Origin of the sequence: Advenella mimigardefordensis DPN7 (assembly GCF_000521505.1) — a bacterium.
Classification (GTDB): domain Bacteria; phylum Pseudomonadota; class Gammaproteobacteria; order Burkholderiales; family Burkholderiaceae_B; genus Advenella; species Advenella mimigardefordensis.
Map to the genome: position 1 here is coordinate 2,131,120 of NZ_CP003915.1, position 18,176 is coordinate 2,149,295.

Annotated in this window: 18 protein-coding genes; 9 read left to right on the top strand and 9 right to left on the bottom strand. The window is 55.4% G+C overall.

The window, feature by feature from the left end; all coding sequences use genetic code 11:
• Positions 1-67 precede the first annotated feature (67 nt).
• The 7 genes from MIM_RS09825 to MIM_RS09850 all read right to left on the bottom strand — a co-directional run bounded on the left by MIM_RS09825 (position 68) and on the right by MIM_RS09850 (position 6,106).
• A complete protein-coding gene (locus MIM_RS09825; protein WP_025372581.1) occupies positions 68-820 on the bottom strand; it encodes an SDR family NAD(P)-dependent oxidoreductase in 753 nt (250 codons plus the stop codon).
• A gap of 1 nt (position 821) precedes the next feature.
• A protein-coding gene (prfB, locus tag MIM_RS09830) for a peptide chain release factor 2 (protein WP_144084624.1) occupies positions 822-1,926 on the bottom strand; the annotation gives its coding sequence in 2 pieces (ribosomal slippage) (positions 822-1,844 and positions 1,846-1,926; 1,104 coding nt in all).
• Between the two features lie 141 nt (positions 1,927-2,067).
• Complete coding sequence (locus MIM_RS23205; protein WP_158318720.1) at positions 2,068-2,214, bottom strand: hypothetical protein; 147 nt, start codon at positions 2,212-2,214, stop codon at positions 2,068-2,070.
• Between the two features lie 145 nt (positions 2,215-2,359).
• On the bottom strand, positions 2,360-4,072 hold the full coding sequence (gene recJ, locus MIM_RS09835) for a single-stranded-DNA-specific exonuclease RecJ (RefSeq protein ID WP_025372582.1): 1,713 nt from the start codon (positions 4,070-4,072) through the stop codon (positions 2,360-2,362).
• The gene (locus MIM_RS09840) at positions 4,060-5,019 is read right to left on the bottom strand and encodes a hypothetical protein (RefSeq protein ID WP_042070184.1); all 960 of its coding nucleotides are present in this window, start codon (positions 5,017-5,019) and stop codon (positions 4,060-4,062) included. Before MIM_RS09840 ends, recJ begins: the two co-directional genes overlap by 13 nt.
• A gap of 303 nt (positions 5,020-5,322) precedes the next feature.
• Positions 5,323-5,655 carry a DHCW motif cupin fold protein gene (locus MIM_RS09845; protein WP_025372584.1) on the bottom strand — a complete coding sequence of 111 codons (333 nt, stop codon included), beginning with the start codon at positions 5,653-5,655 and terminating at the stop codon, positions 5,323-5,325.
• A gap of 241 nt (positions 5,656-5,896) precedes the next feature.
• Complete coding sequence (locus MIM_RS09850; protein ID WP_025372585.1) at positions 5,897-6,106, bottom strand: hypothetical protein; 210 nt, start codon at positions 6,104-6,106, stop codon at positions 5,897-5,899.
• Between the two features lie 547 nt (positions 6,107-6,653).
• Between MIM_RS09850 and MIM_RS22100 the strand changes: the two genes are divergently transcribed.
• From MIM_RS22100 to greB, 9 genes are all read left to right on the top strand, one after another.
• Positions 6,654-7,136 carry a hypothetical protein gene (locus MIM_RS22100; protein ID WP_025372586.1) on the top strand — a complete coding sequence of 161 codons (483 nt, stop codon included), beginning with the start codon at positions 6,654-6,656 and terminating at the stop codon, positions 7,134-7,136.
• Between the two features lie 4 nt (positions 7,137-7,140).
• The gene (locus MIM_RS09860; protein WP_025372587.1) at positions 7,141-7,746 is read left to right on the top strand and encodes an OmpA family protein; all 606 of its coding nucleotides are present in this window, start codon (positions 7,141-7,143) and stop codon (positions 7,744-7,746) included.
• 421 nt (positions 7,747-8,167) lie between these two features.
• Positions 8,168-9,400, top strand: coding sequence for a lipoprotein-releasing ABC transporter permease subunit (locus MIM_RS09865; protein ID WP_025372588.1), 1,233 nt, complete (start codon positions 8,168-8,170; stop codon positions 9,398-9,400).
• Positions 9,393-10,103, top strand: coding sequence for a lipoprotein-releasing ABC transporter ATP-binding protein LolD (lolD, locus tag MIM_RS09870; protein WP_025372589.1), 711 nt, complete (start codon positions 9,393-9,395; stop codon positions 10,101-10,103). The genes MIM_RS09865 and lolD overlap by 8 nt, the downstream gene beginning before the upstream one ends.
• A gap of 35 nt (positions 10,104-10,138) precedes the next feature.
• Positions 10,139-10,957, top strand: coding sequence for a TatD family hydrolase (locus MIM_RS09875; RefSeq protein ID WP_025372590.1), 819 nt, complete (start codon positions 10,139-10,141; stop codon positions 10,955-10,957).
• A gap of 396 nt (positions 10,958-11,353) precedes the next feature.
• A complete protein-coding gene (locus tag MIM_RS09880; protein WP_245592849.1) occupies positions 11,354-13,774 on the top strand; it encodes a DNA internalization-related competence protein ComEC/Rec2 in 2,421 nt (806 codons plus the stop codon).
• Between the two features lie 138 nt (positions 13,775-13,912).
• Complete coding sequence (locus tag MIM_RS09885; protein ID WP_025372593.1) at positions 13,913-14,836, top strand: alpha/beta fold hydrolase; 924 nt, start codon at positions 13,913-13,915, stop codon at positions 14,834-14,836.
• A 236-nt stretch (positions 14,837-15,072) separates the two neighbouring features.
• On the top strand, positions 15,073-15,921 hold the full coding sequence (locus tag MIM_RS09890; protein ID WP_025372594.1) for a 3',5'-nucleoside bisphosphate phosphatase: 849 nt from the start codon (positions 15,073-15,075) through the stop codon (positions 15,919-15,921).
• 4 nt (positions 15,922-15,925) lie between these two features.
• Entirely contained in the window at positions 15,926-16,483 is a 558-nt protein-coding gene (gene greB / locus MIM_RS09895) for a transcription elongation factor GreB (RefSeq protein ID WP_025372595.1), read from the top strand.
• Here greB and MIM_RS09900 read toward each other — a convergent pair.
• Positions 16,464-17,321 (bottom strand): 23S rRNA (adenine(2030)-N(6))-methyltransferase RlmJ, encoded by an 858-nt coding sequence (locus MIM_RS09900; protein WP_025372596.1) that lies wholly within the window; start codon positions 17,319-17,321, stop codon positions 16,464-16,466. The genes greB and MIM_RS09900 overlap by 20 nt on opposite strands.
• Before the next feature lie 23 nt (positions 17,322-17,344).
• Positions 17,345-18,106, bottom strand: a complete 762-nt coding sequence (gene ugpQ, locus MIM_RS09905) for a glycerophosphodiester phosphodiesterase (protein WP_025372597.1) — start codon at positions 18,104-18,106, stop codon at positions 17,345-17,347.
• Between the last annotated feature and the right edge of the window lie 70 nt (positions 18,107-18,176).

The following is an 18,176-nucleotide window of genomic DNA, read 5'->3' on the forward strand; positions in this document are numbered from 1 at the left end:
TGAATGGGTTACTTCATGGCGGCGCGCCACCCCCAACAGGGCAATGCCGTCGCCTACGGCCGGTTTGCTAACTGTACTGCCTGATGTCATCCAGCTCTTTACTGGCAAAGTCCTTGCTGTTGACATACTGGAGAATACTTGCGGCCACCGCTTCCGGGCTGCGCAGTGCACCTGTTTCGTTCAGTGTATTAAAGCGTGCCAGATCGGGGAAATCATCTGTATTGGCTGAACGAATGGTTGCCTGCATATTCGTGTCGATTACCCCGGGAGCCAGCGAAACCAGTTTGGCTTGCGGCGCTTCAAGACGGGCGACACGTGTGTACATATCCAGCGCTGCTTTGGTGGCGCAATAAACACCCCAGCCAGCGGTGGGTGAGCGTCCGGCGCCCGAAGATATATTGACCACTCGTACATCGGCGTCCAGCTTGCGGGTTGCACGCAGCAGAGCGGTGGTGAGCAACATGGCGCTGGTTACATTCAAATTGAACGTATCGGAGATCGCATGCGCATCTTTCAGCGTGTCGAACTGCCCGACAGGGCCAAGTGAGCCGGCATTGTTAATGAGCAGGTAACGGCTTGCCGTCTGATCCAGCTGGGCGAAGATGCCTAACGCGGCTGCCTCGATATGCTGTACATCTGACAGGTCGTGACCGTAATGAACATGCTGGCATCCTGAGGCGTCAGCCAATTGTTGTGTTTGCGGGTCGATGTTGCGCGATACGGTAATCAGTTGCTGCACGCTGCCCGCCAGCTGGCGGGCCAGTGCCGCGCCCAGGCCACGCGAGGCGCCGGTAACGATTGCAATAGTTCCACCACTCATCTCAGACTCCCTGTTTCAGACTGGCTTCGATAAACGGATCAAGATCGCCATCCAGCACTTTCTGGGTGTTGGAGATTTCAACGTTGGTACGCAGGTCTTTGATGCGGCTATTGTCCAGCACATAAGAGCGGATCTGATGCCCCCAGCCCACTTCCGTTTTGGCGTCTTCCAGCTTCTGTTGTTCCGCCAGGCGGTTACGCATTTCCAGTTCATACAGTTTGGAGCGCAGCATGGACATGGCTTCAGCCCGGTTGCGATGTTGCGAACGGTCATTCTGGCACTGAACCACAATGCCCGTGGGCGCATGGGTGATTCGCACGGCTGAGTCTGTTTTATTGATGTGCTGCCCCCCCGCACCGCTGGCACGGTAGGTATCGACCCGCAAATCCGCAGGGTTGATTTCAATCTCGATGGAGTCATCGATTTCCGGGTACACATAGACACTGGCAAAGGACGTGTGACGGCCATTGGAGGAGTCGAACGGACTTTTGCGCACCAGCCGGTGCACGCCGCTTTCGGTGCGCAGATAGCCGAATGCGTATTCGCCTTCTACCTTGATCGTGGCTGATTTGATACCGGCGACGTCGCCGTCTGACTCTTCCAGTACTTCGGTTTTGAAGTCTTTGCGTTCGCAATATTTGAGATATTGGCGCAATAGCATAGAGGCCCAGTCCTGGGCTTCGGTACCACCGGCGCCTGCCTGGATATCGACAAAGCAATTGAGCGGATCGGCCGGGTTGGCGAACATGCGGCGAAATTCGAAGTCGTCGATGATCTTGCCAAAGCCATCGGCATCTTCTTCAATGGCGAGCAGTGTCGCATCATCATCGTCGGCACCGGCCAGTTCAAACAGCTCTTGCGTATCGCGGATGTTTTGCCGGAGCTCGTCCAGGACCAGGACGACGTTTTCCAGCGTTTTTTTCTCCCGACCCAGATCCTGGGCTTTTTCGGGGTCATTCCAGACGTCGGGATTTTCCAGTTCCAGATTGACTACCTGCAGTCGTTCCGATTTGGATTCGACGTCAAAGATACCTCCGAAGCGCGTCCTCGCGCTCAGCGTAGTCTTCAAGACGGGCGGCGAGTTGGTTTTGACGTTCTGCTTCCATGCGTGTTATTCCCTTGCTGTGTAATTTTGCTTAACCCTTTATTTTAGCGCACCAGACCCTCATGGCTGAGCGAATGCCGTTCTTTGGCTGCAAAACTTGTTCTACGTCCGGCTGCCTCGATTAAGGCTGCGGATGTACGGGTCAGTGTGCAGGTCGCTGACCGGAAACATTGCCGAAGGCGCCACCGACCGTACCGACTACGCCGTCGATATGCTGTCCGGGCGTGCCGGTTGTGGTGCAGGCGGTTAAAGCCAGAAGGGCAAGCAGAAGCGTACGGTTAAATTTCATATGTGATTTTGGCTAAATATAAAAATGGCAGCGTAACAAATTAGCGGCCTCACCCCTTGTCGAGCCGGTAAACGTTGTAACAAGAATACCGGAAAACCGTTAGTCTGATAGCAATCGTAATAAATGGCGTGACCCTGTGTTGTCTTTAGAAGACAGCAGGCTCGGCGTGACGTACCATCAGTTGCACGTTTACAACGCCATTCCAGGCATTGGGCGCTATTTCGTAGATAAGATCGGTATATTCCGGCAGTGCTTCAGCGTGATTGAACCAGATCGCATCGTATTGCTGGTTCATGCGTTCCAGGCGCAATTTGAGGTGTTTTTCCTTGAGCAGGCGCTGATTCAGCACCCTGAACGTATCCCGGAATAGTGGCGGGGGAAAGCCTGCACCCCATACATGCTGATGCAACATCCCGGCCACTTCAGCCGTCGTAAAGAGCGGGTCGAGCGACCCATCCGTTTCGATAAGGGGCTCAAAGCTGTCTTTACCGCTAATGCGGCGCACGGCCAGATCAAAGGCTTCCTCGAAATCGGCGAACGCCTCTTCACGCAACGTCAGCCCGGCAGCCATGGCGTGGCCACCGAACTTGAGAATCATGCCGCTATGGGTTTTGGAAACCAGATCCAGTACATCGCGCAAGTGGACATCGGGTACGGATCGCCCTGAGCCTCGCAGTTCGCCTGGATCTCCCGGGGCAAAAGCAAGCGTTGGCTTCCAGAATTTTTCTTTCAGTCGTGATGCTACGATGCCTACCACGCCCTGGTGCCAGTCCGGATGAAAAACGCAGACGGTCGCATTGCGGGCTTTTTCCGGCGCCTCCAGGCTGGCCTGGGCCTGTTCGCTCATATCCTGTTCGATGGTGCGGCGCCGATGATTCATGGTATCCAGTTCGCGGGCCAGCGCCAGCGCTTCCGCTTCATCATCGGTGGTCAGGCAGCGGATCCCAATACTCATGTCGGCCAGGCGGCCGGCGGCGTTAATTCGGGGGCCAATGCGAAAACCCAGATCCAGTGCCGTTGCTTCACGGTGATCGCAGCTGGCGACCAGGAACAGGGCTTTGAGGCCGGGCTGCAACTGGTTACTCCGAATTTTTTTCAATCCCTGGGAGACCAACAGGCGGTTGTTGGCGTCCAGCCTGACCACATCGGCGACAGTTCCCAGTGCGACCAGATCGGCCAGCGCATCAAGCCTGGGGCCTGCCTTGGCATCGACCCAGCCACGGCGGCGGAACTCCGCGCGCAACGCCAGCAGGACGTAAAAAATGACGCCGACACCGGCCAGATTCTTTGACGGAAACTGGCATTCAGGATGATTGGGGTTCACAATCGCAATGGCCTGTGGCAGAGCATCTCCCGGTAAGTGATGGTCAGTTACCAATACCTGCATGCCCAGGTTGTTGGCAGCCTGTACCCCTTCGATGCTGGCAATGCCATTGTCCACCGTGATCAGCATATCTGGCTTGCCTGCGTGATGCTTGCTGGCGAGTTCGACTACGGCAGGTGACAGGCCATAGCCGGTTTCGAAGCGGTTTGGCACCAGGAAGTCCACATCTGCGCCAAATGCCCGCAGGCCACGCAGGGCGACTGCGCAGGCAGTGGCGCCATCACAGTCGTAATCGGCAATAATCAGCAGTTTTTTTCTGGCAGCGATGGCATCGGCAAGGATAGATGCCGCGGTGCCGGCCTGATTGAGCTCGGACGGATTGATCAGGTCAGCCCAGGATAGGCGCGTTTGCTCGGACGAAGTCACGCCGCGCGCGGCCCACAGGCGCGCCAGCAAACTGTGAATGCCACTTTCCTGCAGTTGCTTTTCGTAGTCCGGATTCACCGAACGGGCTGTAATTTTTACTGAGACCACCATTGTTTCCATTGCTTGCGTTTACCAGGCAGCCATTTGAGCAGTGCTGGTGTGGGTTCCAGGGTAAGCGAGACCCATCGGTTGTCACCGGTCAGAATCAGATTGACTGGCAGGGTAACTGGGTTGCCGCTGGCTTGAGGGTTGAGGGCTGTTGCCAGTTCACCTGCAATTTTTTGCTCTACTGCAGGCAATAGCGCCAGCCATTGGCCCCATTGGCGTTGCCGATGAGCCGCTTCCAGGTCGCGTATGACGATTGGCATGGGCGTTGCAGGCGCAGACAGTTGCGCTGGCGTGGCGCCGCCAAACAGCCAGCCACCGTTAATGAGCGGCATTTGCCTGTCGCGTCGCGCTTCATTAACGGGGTGATGGTGCCATGCGATCTGCAGTTCGCTGAGCAGTCGGCGCAAGGGTTTGTAGTCCTCTTCCTGAGGCCAGACGTGTGCCAGGTCGGCGCTGGCAATCAGTGCCGGACTGCGTGATGGCAAGCTGAAACCCGCCGGTACAGCGACCAGCCAGCCTTCAGGGCGGTTGCCGATGAGCGTAAACGGGGTATCTGTAAAGATCTCGGCCGCGCTTTCATACAGGGCCTGGCTTTCCTTCTCGGTTACAGCGATGTCACTTGCGGTCAGCATATGCGCGCCGCTGTTGCTCAGGCCGAAGTGGGCAAGCTGAAATAGCCAGACAGGGGCGGCGGCTGGTGCGTCCGGCACCAGAATCGGCGCCAGGGCAGCACAGGGGGCCTGATCAGCAACGGGTGCAAATTGATAGCGTTGCACCAGCCAGGCTTCGTACGGTGTGCAGCCAGTCAGGTCTTGATCGGCAGGGTGATTATGCGGCGTGGCATATTCAAACAATCGACGCAGCAGCGTGGCCGTTTTTTCCAGATGGATAGCGGTCTCGTCGGCCAAGGATTGAGGGGGCAGCGCCCCGGAAATGATCAACTGCATGCCGGACACACGCTTAAAATGAACGCCGCGGTTCGCTGCTGCACCGGGGCATCTGGTTGATCAGGGCATACTGAAAATGAAATCGCTTGGGACATGGATATACTTAAGGCGCCGTTGCTTGCCGCTGTGACTGAACGTTCTGTGCAACAGTAGGCAAAGGGAGCAGGGCGCGTAGAAAACGTCAGGAAAGTGACCGATCAGGCCATTATAACGGCTAAGCGGTGGCCCGCAGCGTCTGGTTGCCAGTCACCAAAAGGTTTCAGCATTCGCCAGTGCTGTTGTGCCATGTGGGTTTTGTTATGGTTAATCCACGATGAACAGCTTGACGCCGGTACGGGTGTAGGAGCGATGGGCGGCGTCACCGAAATCCGAGACCTGATAGCTCATACCGGCGGTAAGCGTAAATGTGCGGCCATCTTTTAGTTGTGATTCCAGTTCGCCTTCCAGAACGTACAGAATATGTCCGCGATCGCACCAGTGGTCGGCCAGATAACCCGGTGAGTACTGGACCATGCGCACGCGAATATCTCCGATATTCAGTGTGCGCCATAACGCCGTGCCGTGCTCGCCCGGGTGTTCGGTAGCCGGTATGTTTTCCCAATCGGTGACGGTAAAGGGCAGGGCAGGTATTTTCAAAGCAGGCCTTTATGTAAAGTAACTTTTGTCGGCAAGTATAACCCGGCGACTTCATCTGCAGCAGGCAAACGGGAACGGAATGACACCGATGGCAATGGCCATCAATGCCGCCTTTTTGCCGTCCTGGCTGTGGCACACAGGGGCAGAGCATGCCTGACACGAAAGCTGCGCCAAACCGGTTTTCTGTGCTCCAGAGCTGCCGACTGTGCAGCGTATGCTGCTGTCGGCAGTTGCCCTGATATTAATGGAAATACTGATTGGCCACGTAACGCCGAATGCGTGGCGTATTCAGAAAATCAATGTCCTGCCGATGACGCTGTTTTTCAACCAGTGCAATAAACTGTTCGGCTTCGTCGTCGCGCAATGTACGGCTTTGACCGTTTTCATAATGAAACTTGACGCCAGGCTGGCCATATTCATAAAGTACGCTTACTGATTCAATGTGGTTCATAGAGACCTCCGGATGAACTGATATAAGCGAGGCGGTACATTGTTGATTTTGGTCGCCGTCACTTATATGGGATCACCTGTCGTCCCTCATTTTCCATATGTGGTCATGTTTGAGAAAATCAAGCCCGGGTGTGGGCTGGAATCATGGCGTTTCGTGCTGTTAAAGAGTGCGCCGCCTGCTGTTTCGGTTGCGGTAATGTGGCTCAATCGAATCCGCTCTCACCCGAGCAATAGGGGTGCAGACGACTCATTCGATTGTCTATGATGGACAGAAACAGCGGCCAAATGGATGATAAATGCGTGATCACAAATGAAATGATGTGAGGTCGTCGGTGCGAGCACGCCTGTATGCAGCTCTTCGTAAGGTTGTATACAGATGTAATAATTGTCACGCTGTTGCCATATAGCGATATGGCAACAGGCGCATCAATATAATCGGCGTATGGGTGGCGACTGTTTACTGCTTACCTTTCTTGCTGCACCTATCCCGATACCCTGATCCCCCGAAACCGATACCCACCCGACTGACCAACGAGGACTACTATCAGATGAAATTTCGCACTGTCGTCACTTCGCTTTCTTTACTTATTGCAGCCACACTTCCACTCTCGTCTTTTTCGCAAACGGCTGCGCCACAAGCCAAGCAAAATTCGCTGGCTAGCGGGCTGGTGTCCGACGGCGGTATCTCCGCAGAGCTGACTTCGGTTGTAAAAACGGGTAATCGCGTCACAGTCAAAGTGCGCTTCATGGAAACAGACCCGGATGCAAAAAAGATTAGCGTGCTGTATTCGCGTCTGGATAAAGCCGCGTACGAGAATGATTTTTACCTTCTGGCTGGAGATAAAAAGTATCTTCTGCTGAAAGATTCAGCAGGCAAACCGTTAGCGCCGGAAAAGCTGGTATTGTCCAACAAGGGTAAATTGCGCGGCATTTGGTATGGTACTTTTCCTGCGCCACCGGAGGGCGAGAGTCTGATGTTATTCCTGCCGAATATCGAGCCGCTGGGTCCGTTCTCAATGACGGGTGAATGAACCAATGCGGCGCATTTATCTCACCCGTTTCGGGCGGCGCTCCGTGATGGTGTTGGCGCTCGTCATGTCGGGCGCAGCGAGCGCGCAAACCGATGACGATTCCAATCAGTACATTCTGGATCTGGTACCTCAGGTGCTCGATTTGCAGGTTGCTTCTTCTGATTTGAATGCGGCAACCAGCGATTTGTCCGAGAATGCGCAAAAGCTTATCGAAGAAAATGGCCGCATTTCCGTGCGCAAGGCCGATGGCGGCACGGTTCTGTCCGTTGCCAGCGATATTCTGTTTGCGTTCGATAGCGCGAATTTATCGCCGAAGGCTCAGGCAACCTTGAAGGATATCAGCACGATTATCAACGATAGTAAGGTAAAGGTGGTTAAAGTAATCGGGCATACGGATGCCAGGGGTAGTGATACCTACAACCGGAAACTGTCCAAGGCACGCGCTGAATCTGTGGCGGTGTTTTTAGTCAAAGAAGGGGTGGCGCAATCACGGATAAGAGCGCAGGGGCGCGGCGAAGCCGAACCTGTGGCTGAAAATGACATCGACGGTAAGGACAATCCGTCAGGACGTGCAAAAAATCGGCGGGTTGAATTCGTTCTGCCCAGGTAAATCATTTCCGTTCCGGGCCAGTGCAGTTCGTTATTTCCCAGCCAGGCCTGGTTGAGGGGATTGGCATAGCCCTTGCCGGAGGGGCGGCACACCCGCCTTGCGTATTCAGTCATACCCGGTAACGACTATCAATGTTACGTATTCAGATCAAACGGAACAAAATACACTGAAATATAATCTTATGGGCGTGTCATGCCTTGCCTGTCAGCCATAGTGGTTTTCAGATATCATCGGGGACTTGATGACTGCTTGTTGCCCCTGTCGTTGTTCTCTGAATTGGCAGGTTGCGCGGTAACTGCATGATAGATATACGAAATATATTTTTAATTATTGTTGTTCCAGGCTGGAATGATCGTCTTTGTAAAGATCAATATACGTGAAAATACCTTTTGAATTATGGATTGGTGCCCGGTACGCCGGCCTGACACGCACGCGTGGTCGGGGCAGGAAAGGCGATCGGTTTGTCTCTTTTATCGCAGGCACCTCCATGGTCGGCATTGCATTGGGCGTAGCTGCGCTGATTATCGTGCTGTCGGTCATGAATGGTTTCCAGGTTGATGTGCGCGATCGCATGCTGTCGGTGTTGCCGCATATCCAGCTGGTTGTGCCCAATGAGGACCCGGTTGCGGTCACGGACAACTGGCAAAAGCTGGCTGATCAGGCCAAAGAGAATCCGGAAGTACAGGGGGCTTCGGCCTTTGTGGCAGCAGGGGGTATGCTGGCGCGTGGGGACGTGCTCAAAGGCGTGGAAATCCGTGGCATAGATCCGAAAAACGAAGGTAACGTGTCGGAATTGCCGCAGCAAATGATCAGGGGCTCGCTCCAGACCCTGGAGCCAGGTAGTTTTAAACTGGTAATCGGGATTAATCTGGCCCAGTATATGGGGGTCAATGTGGGCGATACGCTGTTGTTGATGACACCGCAAGGCTCGATCAATCCTTCGGGCTTTTCTCCGCGCATGCGCCAGTTCACCGTGTCTGGTATTTTCTCATCCGGGCATTATGAATATGATTCCAATATGGCCTTTGTCTCGGTCAAAGATGCGGCCGTGCTGTTCCGTGATGTGGGGTCTGCCGGTGTCAGGTTGAAAATCCGTGACATGATCAGTGCGCCCGAGGTGGCAACGCAATTGACCAATTCACTGCCGCCAGGCGTGGTGGCGCGTGACTGGACCATGGATAACCGAACCTGGTTTGCTGCGGTCAAAACCGAGAAGCGCATGATGTTTCTGATTCTGGTGCTGATTGTTGCGGTTGCTGCCTTTAACCTGCTGTCTTCACTGGTGATGGCGGTCAAGGACAAGCAGTCCGATATTGCCATTTTGCGTACTCTGGGCGTCAGCCCCTTCCAGATCGGCAAGATTTTTCTGGTGCAAGGCTCTCTGATCGGCTTTATCGGCACATTCCTGGGCGTGTTGTTTGGCTGTCTGGTTGCCTACAATATCGATGTGGTCATCCCTTTCATTGAGCGCCTGTTTGGTATCCATTTCCTGGATCCCAGTATTTACTTTGTCAGCACGCTGCCGTCGCATCCCGAAGTGAACGATATCGGCCTGATCGGTATCACGTCGCTGGTGCTGTCGCTGCTGGCTACGATTTACCCAAGCTGGCGGGCTTCCCGTCTGCAACCTGCCGAGGTGCTGCGTCATGATTAAGCCGGATAATATCTCCATCCAACAAAGCACCTATGCACTGGAATCGCGCGATGTAGTGAAATACTATGATGATGGCAATGCGCGCCTGGATATTCTGAAGGGCGTGTCGCTGCAGGTGTCTGCGGGCGAAATGGTCGCCATTATTGGCGCATCCGGTTCGGGCAAAAGTACACTGCTGCACATGCTGGGTTTGCTGGACAAGCCTACCTCGGGCCAGATTCTGATCAATGGCCAGCAAACGCATGCGCTGTCAGAAAAGGCGATCAGTCATATTCGTAATGAAAGCCTGGGCTTTGTCTACCAGTTTCATCATCTGCTCAACGAGTTCAATGCGCTGGACAATGTGGCCATGCCGCTGATTGTGCGGCGCATGGATCGCAAGCAGGCGCGTTCCCAGGCCGAGGCCGTTCTGGAGCGCGTCGGTCTGAAAGAACGCATTCACCATACACCTGGGCAATTGTCCGGTGGCGAGCGACAGCGTGTGGCATTGGCGCGCGCGCTGGTAACGCGACCGGTATGTGTACTGGCCGACGAACCGACAGGGAATCTGGATCGTGAAACCGCGGCCAGTATGTTTGCCTTGCTCAAGCAGATGAACGCCGAATTCAAAACGGCGTTTGTTATTGTGACGCATGATGCCAAGCTGGCGGCGCTGGCCGACCGGCAATTAGTCATGGAACGGGGCGTATTGCAGGCGGCATAATCGCCTGCAGCGTTTCGCCAGGCGAAGGAGAGGTCATGTTTATTGATACGCATTGTCATCTCGACGCATCCGAATTCAATGATGATCGCCAGGCCGTCATCACACGCGCTGAACAGGCCGGCGTCGGGCAGATTGTCATTCCTGCGATTGGCCGCTGTAATTTTTCCACGGTTCGGCAACTGGCTCACTCGTTTGCCGGTGGTTACTATGCACTGGGGATTCATCCCTTGTTTGTGGCACAGGCCGCCGATGAAGATCTGGAGATTCTGGCGCAGGAAGTAGCGCGATCGCTGAACGATCCGCGATTTGTCGCTATCGGTGAAATTGGTCTGGACTTTTTCGTGAAAGATCTGGTGCAGGGGCCGCTGCGGGAGCGTCAGGAGTATTTTTACCAGCAGCAGTTGAAGCTGGCACGCGAGCATCACTTGCCGGTGTTGCTGCATGTGCGTCGCTCTCAGGACGTGATTCTGAAATATCTGCGTCGCTACAACGGCGTTGGCGGCATTGCCCATGCCTTCAATGGCAGCGATCAGCAGGCGGATCATTTCGTTGATCTGGGCTTTGCTTTGGGGTTTGGTGGTGCAATGACCTTTACGCGCGCGAACCAGATCCGTCGGCTGGCCAGTCGTCTTCCGCTATCGAATATGGTGCTGGAAACCGACTCCCCGGATATCCCTCCGGCCTGGCTGCATGACGCGCATCCCCGTAATACGCCGGAGCAGATTCCTGCTATTGCACAGGTGCTGGCGCAATTACGAGAGCTGCCGGTGCAGGACATTGCCCAAACTACCGGTGCCACAGCCCGGCGGGTGCTGCCGCGCTTGCCAGCCTTTCCCGCCTCATCAACTGCCTGATCCGTGCCTGATCCGTGCCTGATCCATGCCTGATCCATGCCTGATCCATGCCTGATTCCTGACTGATCAATACATCACGTCCGTCTTGCAGTACCGGGCGACAGGTTGAACAATGAAGTTTGCACGATTGTTCAACCGCCAGCCCCAGGTATGCGAGCTTCATTTTCTTTTATCCATCAATTCATTCCTGAGCATTTCGCGTCTGCGTCAGCCGCGTGCAGCGTATTGCCTGCTGATACGCACAAGCCGGTAGTGCAGCCCTTGCATTTACCAGCCGTCGCCTGGATGTGCAGTATTGCGTGTGGGATTGCCATGGTTCAATGGCTCCCGAAGCTGCCGTCCACGATGAAGCTGATGGCTGCATGGTTGATTTGTCTGTGTTGCTGCTGGTTGTTGATGGTGTCATTACATGCCTCATCAAACGGGTTTCATGCGCCGTGCGCTTTGATACTGAAGCACGTGTTTGTGCGCAATCGGCTTCTCATCAGGATCGTACTGCCACTTTGCGTGCTGGGTTTATGCCTGATTAGCGGTATGCTGTATTCGGTATGGCGAGCGCAATCTCGTCTGGCAGACAGTCTTGACCGGCATCTGGAAAATCGTCCGCTAACCGTGCAGGTACAGGTGGCGGGTTTACCCCGGGATCTGATTAACGGATGGGCATTCGAGGCGCGCATTATTGGCGGACCATCTGCGGCGCGGGTGCCGGAAAGGGTGCTGCTGCGCTGGTATAGCGGCGCGCGTGGCGGGCCGTATTCGCCACCGCAACGGCCGCAGGCAGGTTTGCCTGATCTGCGGCCCGGACAGATCTGGCAAATGACGGTAAAACTCAGACGCAATCATGCATCACGTAATTTTCATGGGTTCGACTACGACGCCTATCTGTTTGCGGCAGGTCTGCGCGCCAGCGGAACAGTCATAGGCCCGGGACGGCTGTTGCGTGATGAACTTTGCCGGGATTGGGGTTCCTGCATTGAACGGGCGCGGTTTTCGCTGCGTCGTGCATTGATCCAGGTGTTGCAAGACAAGCGCTATGCTCCGGTGATTATTGCACTTGTCATGGGGGACCAGGCCGGTATCAGCAAGGACGACTGGAACGTTTTCAATCTCACGGGCATCACCCATCTGGTCTCTATCAGCGGCTCGCACATTACCATGCTCGCAGCCCTGGGCAGTGTGGGCGTATTTCGCTTGTGGCGACGGATGCGTTTGCAAGGCAAGCAACTGGCCGAACGCAGACCTGCCCAGATTGTTGCTGTCAGCGGTGGCTTGGTGGTTGCGGCCATCTATTCGGTGCTGGCAGGGTGGGGCGTGCCGGCGCAGCGTACTTTTATGATGCTTGTCATATTCTGGCTGTCTGCAATCGGTCGTGTGCGGGTAAAAGGACCAACTCTGCTCGCGCTTTCAGCCTTGTGTATCCTGTTGCTGGACCCGTGGGCGGTGTTGTCTGTCGGATTCTGTCTATCCTTTGCCGCTATTGCCTGTCTCATGCTGTGGGGAGCACGTAGCGAGCGCCGCGTGACCGTCACGTCGGGTCTGGTGCAAAAGGGCCTTCAGCGGCTTTGGGACGCTGCAAAAATGCAGCTGTTCATGAGTGTTGCTCTGGCGCCGTTGCTGATCGGCCTGTTTCAGCAATATGCTTTTGTGTCGCCGCTGGTCAATGCGTTTGCGATCCCTGTCATCGGTGGCATGGTTACGCCGCTCGCGCTGTTGCTGGCGGTACTCTGCGCTACCGGCTCATGGCCATCGGCAGCCGTATGGCTGGCCGATAGGGTGCATTGGCTGCTGGAGCAGGTGCTGGCGGTGGCCCATGCCTTAGCGGGCATGGAATGGGCGGCGGCCGATTTTCCAGCGGTGCCTGGCTATTGGGTGGTGCTGGGTATGGCCGGGCTAGTGGTGTTTGTTTTGCCCCGGGGATTGCCGGGGCGGGCATCGGGTCTGGCACTCATGATTCCGGCGCTGTTTTTTCGACCCGCCAGGCCATTGCCGGGAGAGTGGTTCATGACTGCACTGGATGTTGGTCAGGGTGCTGCTGTACTCGTCAGCACACGGGAACATCATCTGTTGTTTGACACGGGCTTGCGTACCGGTATGGAAAGCGATAGCGGCAATCAGGTGATTGTTCCTTATTTGCGTGCGGCAGGCATTGATACGCTTGACGAGCTCATTATTTCCCATTCTGATCTTGATCACGCGGGCGGTGCGGGCAGTGTATTGCAGCAGGTTAACGTCAGGCACGCCTATGCTTCGTTTGCACTGAATCAATATCTTGAACGCGAACAGGATGCGCTGCAGCGGGATCTGCTTGTTAAAAACCGCCAGGCAACATTTGACCTTTGCCGGCGCGGTGTGCGCTTCGCGTACGATGGCGTGCAGTTCCGTTTTTACCATCCTTCTGAAACAGGGCACATACCACTGAAAGCGGACAATAATCACAGTTGTGTACTACGAATACAGGGCAAACATCAATCCGCATTGCTTACCGGTGATATTGACGCGAGCGTCGAAGCCAGGCTGCTGCAGGCACCAGAGCAGCTACCTGCCACGGATGTCATCATGGCGCCGCACCACGGTTCGGCCAGTTCGTCGTCGGTCGCCTTTGCCCGGGCAATGCAGCCGGCTCTGGTCTTCGCGCAGGCAGGTTATCTGAATCGTTACGGTCATCCTGCAGGAGACGTGGCGGCACGCTGGCGCGCTACCGCGCAGTTATATCTGGATACCATAGAAGCGGGCGCGATCCGGATTCGCTCCGGTGCCGATGGCCTGTGGGTAAATTCAGCCAGGTCTGCGCGACGGCGCTATTGGGATGGCTTTTAGCTTATGATAATCAGGCCCGGGCACGCCCATGCTGACCACAGATTTTATTCTGTCTCGTCGTTATTCCCCCAATGCACCGCCGCTCAGGATGCGCTGGCATGCATTCCGTTTTAACGCTAGGCCATTCAAGGAGTTTTTATGCAATCACCCCGTTTGAATTTCGTCAACTGCATGAGTCCTGCCGGTATTCATCGCATGGCCTATAAGGAATGGGGCGACCCGGCCAATGGACGCGTTTTGTTGTGCGTGCACGGGCTATCGCGTAATGGCAATGACTTCGATGAAGTGGCCAGGGCCATGTCCAAAGAATATCGTGTTGTCTGCCCGGATATCGCCGGACGCGGCGCATCCGATTTTCTGACCAATCCCGCCAGTTATGTCGTGCCTCAGTATGTTTCAGATATCAATACCTTGCTGGCACGGCTGCAGCCGCAATCGCTCGATTGGCTGGGCACGTCCATGGGGGGGCTGATTGCACTGGCCTTTTGCGCGGTTGTAGGCGCCAAGGATGCAGCGATTGCCGCGACAGGCAATAGCGCATTGCCCGGGACCACGGGCCTTGCGCTGGGCAAGCTGATTCTGAACGATGTAGGACCGGCGATTGAATTGGCGTCGATCGAGCGGATCGCCAGCTACGTTGGCGTTCCCCTGCAGTTTGACTCGTTTGAGGCCGCGGTTAATCATATGAAAACCAACGCGGCGTCTTTCGGTCCGTTAGGCGATGAAGAATGGGTGGACTTTACCAAGGCGGTCATCGTGCAAAAAGGTCAGATCTGGACCCAGCATTACGATCTGGCGATCGCCCAGGCGTTTGCCGGCCTTAAAGATGAAAAAATGCTCAAGGCTGGAGAGGCCATGTTGTGGCGGGCCTTTGAGGCATTGCAATGCCCGATTTTGCTGATTCGGGGCGAACGGTCCGATTTGTTAAGCAAAAGCACGGCGGAACAAATGCAGGCTCGCAATCCGCACCTGCAAATGATTGAAATCCCTGAAACCGGCCATGCACCTTCATTATTGCCGCCTTCACAGGTGCAGGCCGTGCGCCGGTTCCTGTTGTCGTGAACGGTAGCGAATGCGCCTTCGCGCTCTAAAAACGCCTAAACGATGTCTTTGCCGGGCGGAGGGCGTAAAATGTCAGGTAGATGACAGCTGTTTTGTACCCGGACGCTTGCCTGGCGTCGGGACTGGGCGGTCATTCGCAAGAACCCGGCATATGCAACAACCCGGCATATGCAAGAACCCGGCTTATTTGGGTTGCCGGGCATAAACGAGTATTTATCGGTATTACAGGAAGCACCATGACTGAGTCGCAGGCATTCAAGGCGGATCTACACTGCCACTCTACCGCATCGGACGGCGTATTGACGCCAGCCGAGGTGGCCGCACGTGCGCACGCCAATGGCGTGACCTTGTGGAGCCTGACCGACCATGATGAAATCCGCGGGATTCCTCAGGCCCGGGAGGCGGCCCAATCACTGGGCATGCAGTTCGTTTCGGGTATTGAGATTTCGGTGAGCTGGGCGGAACGCACCTTACATGTGGTCGGATTGAATATCGATATTGAAAACACCCGGCTTAACCAGGGGCTGGAAAAGATTCGGCATGATCGCGAAACGCGCGCCCATGAAATGGCAGACAAACTGGCTGAACTGGGGATTACCGGTTCCTATGAGGGGGCGCTTGGCTATGCGGGAAATCCGAATTTGCTGAGCCGCACGCATTTTGCGCGTTATATGGTGGAGCAGGGGTACTGCAAAACCATGCAGGACGTATTCGATCGCTATCTGGCCGATGGCAAACCCGCCTATGTGGCCGGTGATTGGGCCGGGCTGGACGAGGCGCTTGACTGGATCCATGCCGCTGGCGGTATCGCGGTTATTGCACACCCCGGTCGTTATAAGTATTCGCGCCGGGAATTTACGACACTGTTTCGCACATTCAAACTGATGGGGGGCAGGGGGATCGAAGTGGTTACCGGTTCCCACACGCCCGATCAGTACCACCAGTATGCCAATGTAGCGCGTCAATATGGTTTTCTCGCATCTTGCGGATCAGATTTTCATAGCCCCAAGGAAAGCCGCATGGATCTGGGCCGTTTGCCGCCCATGCCAAGTGACCTTGTTCCCGTGTGGAAAGCATTCAACTGACATTATGAATAAAGCATTTGTAAAGGAAAAGGAAGACGACGACGAGGACGATCAGAGTCCCGAGGCCGTTGTTCTGCCGGCGGGCACCCGCAATTACATGACGCGCGATGGCTACAATACGCTGCGTGATGAATTGACGCATCTGATGAATGAAGAGCGACCCGACGTCGTTCAGATCGTTTCATGGGCTGCGTCCAATGGCGATCGCTCAGAGAACGGCGATTATCTTTACGGGAAGAAACGGCTGCGTGAAATTGATCGGCGCATCCGTTTTCTTACCAAGCGGCTGGAGATGGCCGAAGTGGTAGACCCCGGCAAACAGCCTGATCGTGACCGGGTCTTTTTTGGTGCCCAGGTGCTTTATTGCGATGAGCTGGGTGAAGAGTTTCGCATTACCATTGTGGGCGTTGACGAAGCTGAGCCCCTGCAGGGGAAAATCAGCTGGATCTCGCCGGTCGCCCGGGCGCTGCTCAAGGCCCAGGAAGGCGAGACGGTTACATTGCGTACTCCGTCAGGTGTGAAACAACTGGAAGTGCTGGAAATTATTTATCCAGATGAGTAAGTGAAAACTGTGCCTGATCATCCTGGGCCAGTTGCTGTTCCAGTACGGGCATGGCTTCGCGCAGGGCAGCCACCAGTGTATAAGGTGGATTAACCACAAACATGGCGCTGCCATACAGGCCGTACCCGTTTTCCGGCGGTTTTTTTACCGCAAGGCGTGCATGCACCCAGCCTGAATCGCTGATTTTTTCCAGCTGCTTTTGCATGTCGTGTACCTCCTTGCGTCGTACCAGTGGATACCAGACCGCAAAGCAACCCGTAGCGAATTTTTTTAATCCGTCCTTTACTGCCGTAAGGGTATGGCGATAGTCGTTCTTGTCTTCGTAGGATGGATCGATCAGAATAATGCCGCGGCGCGGGGCCGGGGGCAGTTGCGAGAGCAGCCCGGTAAATCCGTCTTTCTCAAAGATGCTGACCTGCCTTGCCACGTCCCGTGATTGCATCTGGATGTTTTCTTCAAGATGCGTAATTTCAGTGGGATGCAGTTCGAACAGGCGCAACCGGTCTGCCGGGCGCATCAGTTGCAAAGCGATCCATGGCGAGCCGGGGTACACATTCAGCCCGCCCTGGTCATTGAGTTGCCGCACGTGATCAATGTAGTTGGCCAGCAGCTCAGGCAGCGCTGGCTGGTGCCACAGCCGTTCAATTCCATCACGAAATTCGGCGGTTTTTTCCGCCCAGGCGTCCGTCAGGTCATACACGCCGGCGCCGGCGTGTGTGTCGATCACCCAGTAGGGCGCATCCTTGCGATTGTAATAATCAAGAATGTGCAACAGGACGGCGTGTTTAAGTACGTCGGCGTGATTGCCGGCGTGAAAGGCATGACGATAACTGAACATGTGTTGGTGCTTTTATTAGTGCTTTAATAGACGCCGAGATCGGCGGGAATGCGGATGAGTTCATCCGTAAAGATAGCATCGCAGCCCCAGCCCAGCAACTGCCTGGCCCGACGGTAATCATTGACAGTATAGGCGCAAACCTTGTAGCCGGCAGCGTGGATGCGTGCGATGGAGGATTCGTCCAGATATTTCTGGTTCAGATTGATGGCCTGGCAGCCTAGCGACACCAGAATGGCTTCAAAATCCTCGGGCAGGGAGTCGATCAGGAACGCACGCGGTACATCAGGCGCTTGCTGTGCAAAGGCCGCCAGCGCTTCCTGCGAAAAGGACGACACCAGTGGGGCCACACCGCCTTTTGCCCATAATTGCTTAACGGCCTGCGCCACTGCAGCACCGGTTTGCGCTTCGCGACCCGGGCATGGCTTGATTTCGATATTGCAAAGCAGGCCGTTTTCCAGAATGAAGCGGGCAAACTGGCTGAAGGTGGGCAGTGATTCTCCTGCGTACCAGGCTGAATGCCAGCCCCCCATATCCAGTTGGGCCAGTTCGGTGAAGGTCATGCCGGCAGCGGCGCCGGAACCGTCAGAGGTACGGTCTACCGTATCGTCGTGCAGCACAACCAGGACGTTGTCGCCGCTGAGCTTGACGTCGAACTCTGACATGAGAAAGCCATGATCATAGCCACAACGCAGGCCGGCAAGTGTGTTTTCGGGAGCAATGCGGCCACCACCACGATGGGCAATAACGGCAGGATATGGCCAGGAAACAGGGGATTTCGAAGACATGCGATCACCACGGAGCGTGAAATAAGGGGAAGCAGACAGCATTAACCGGTATGGTCACATGGTGGCCCAC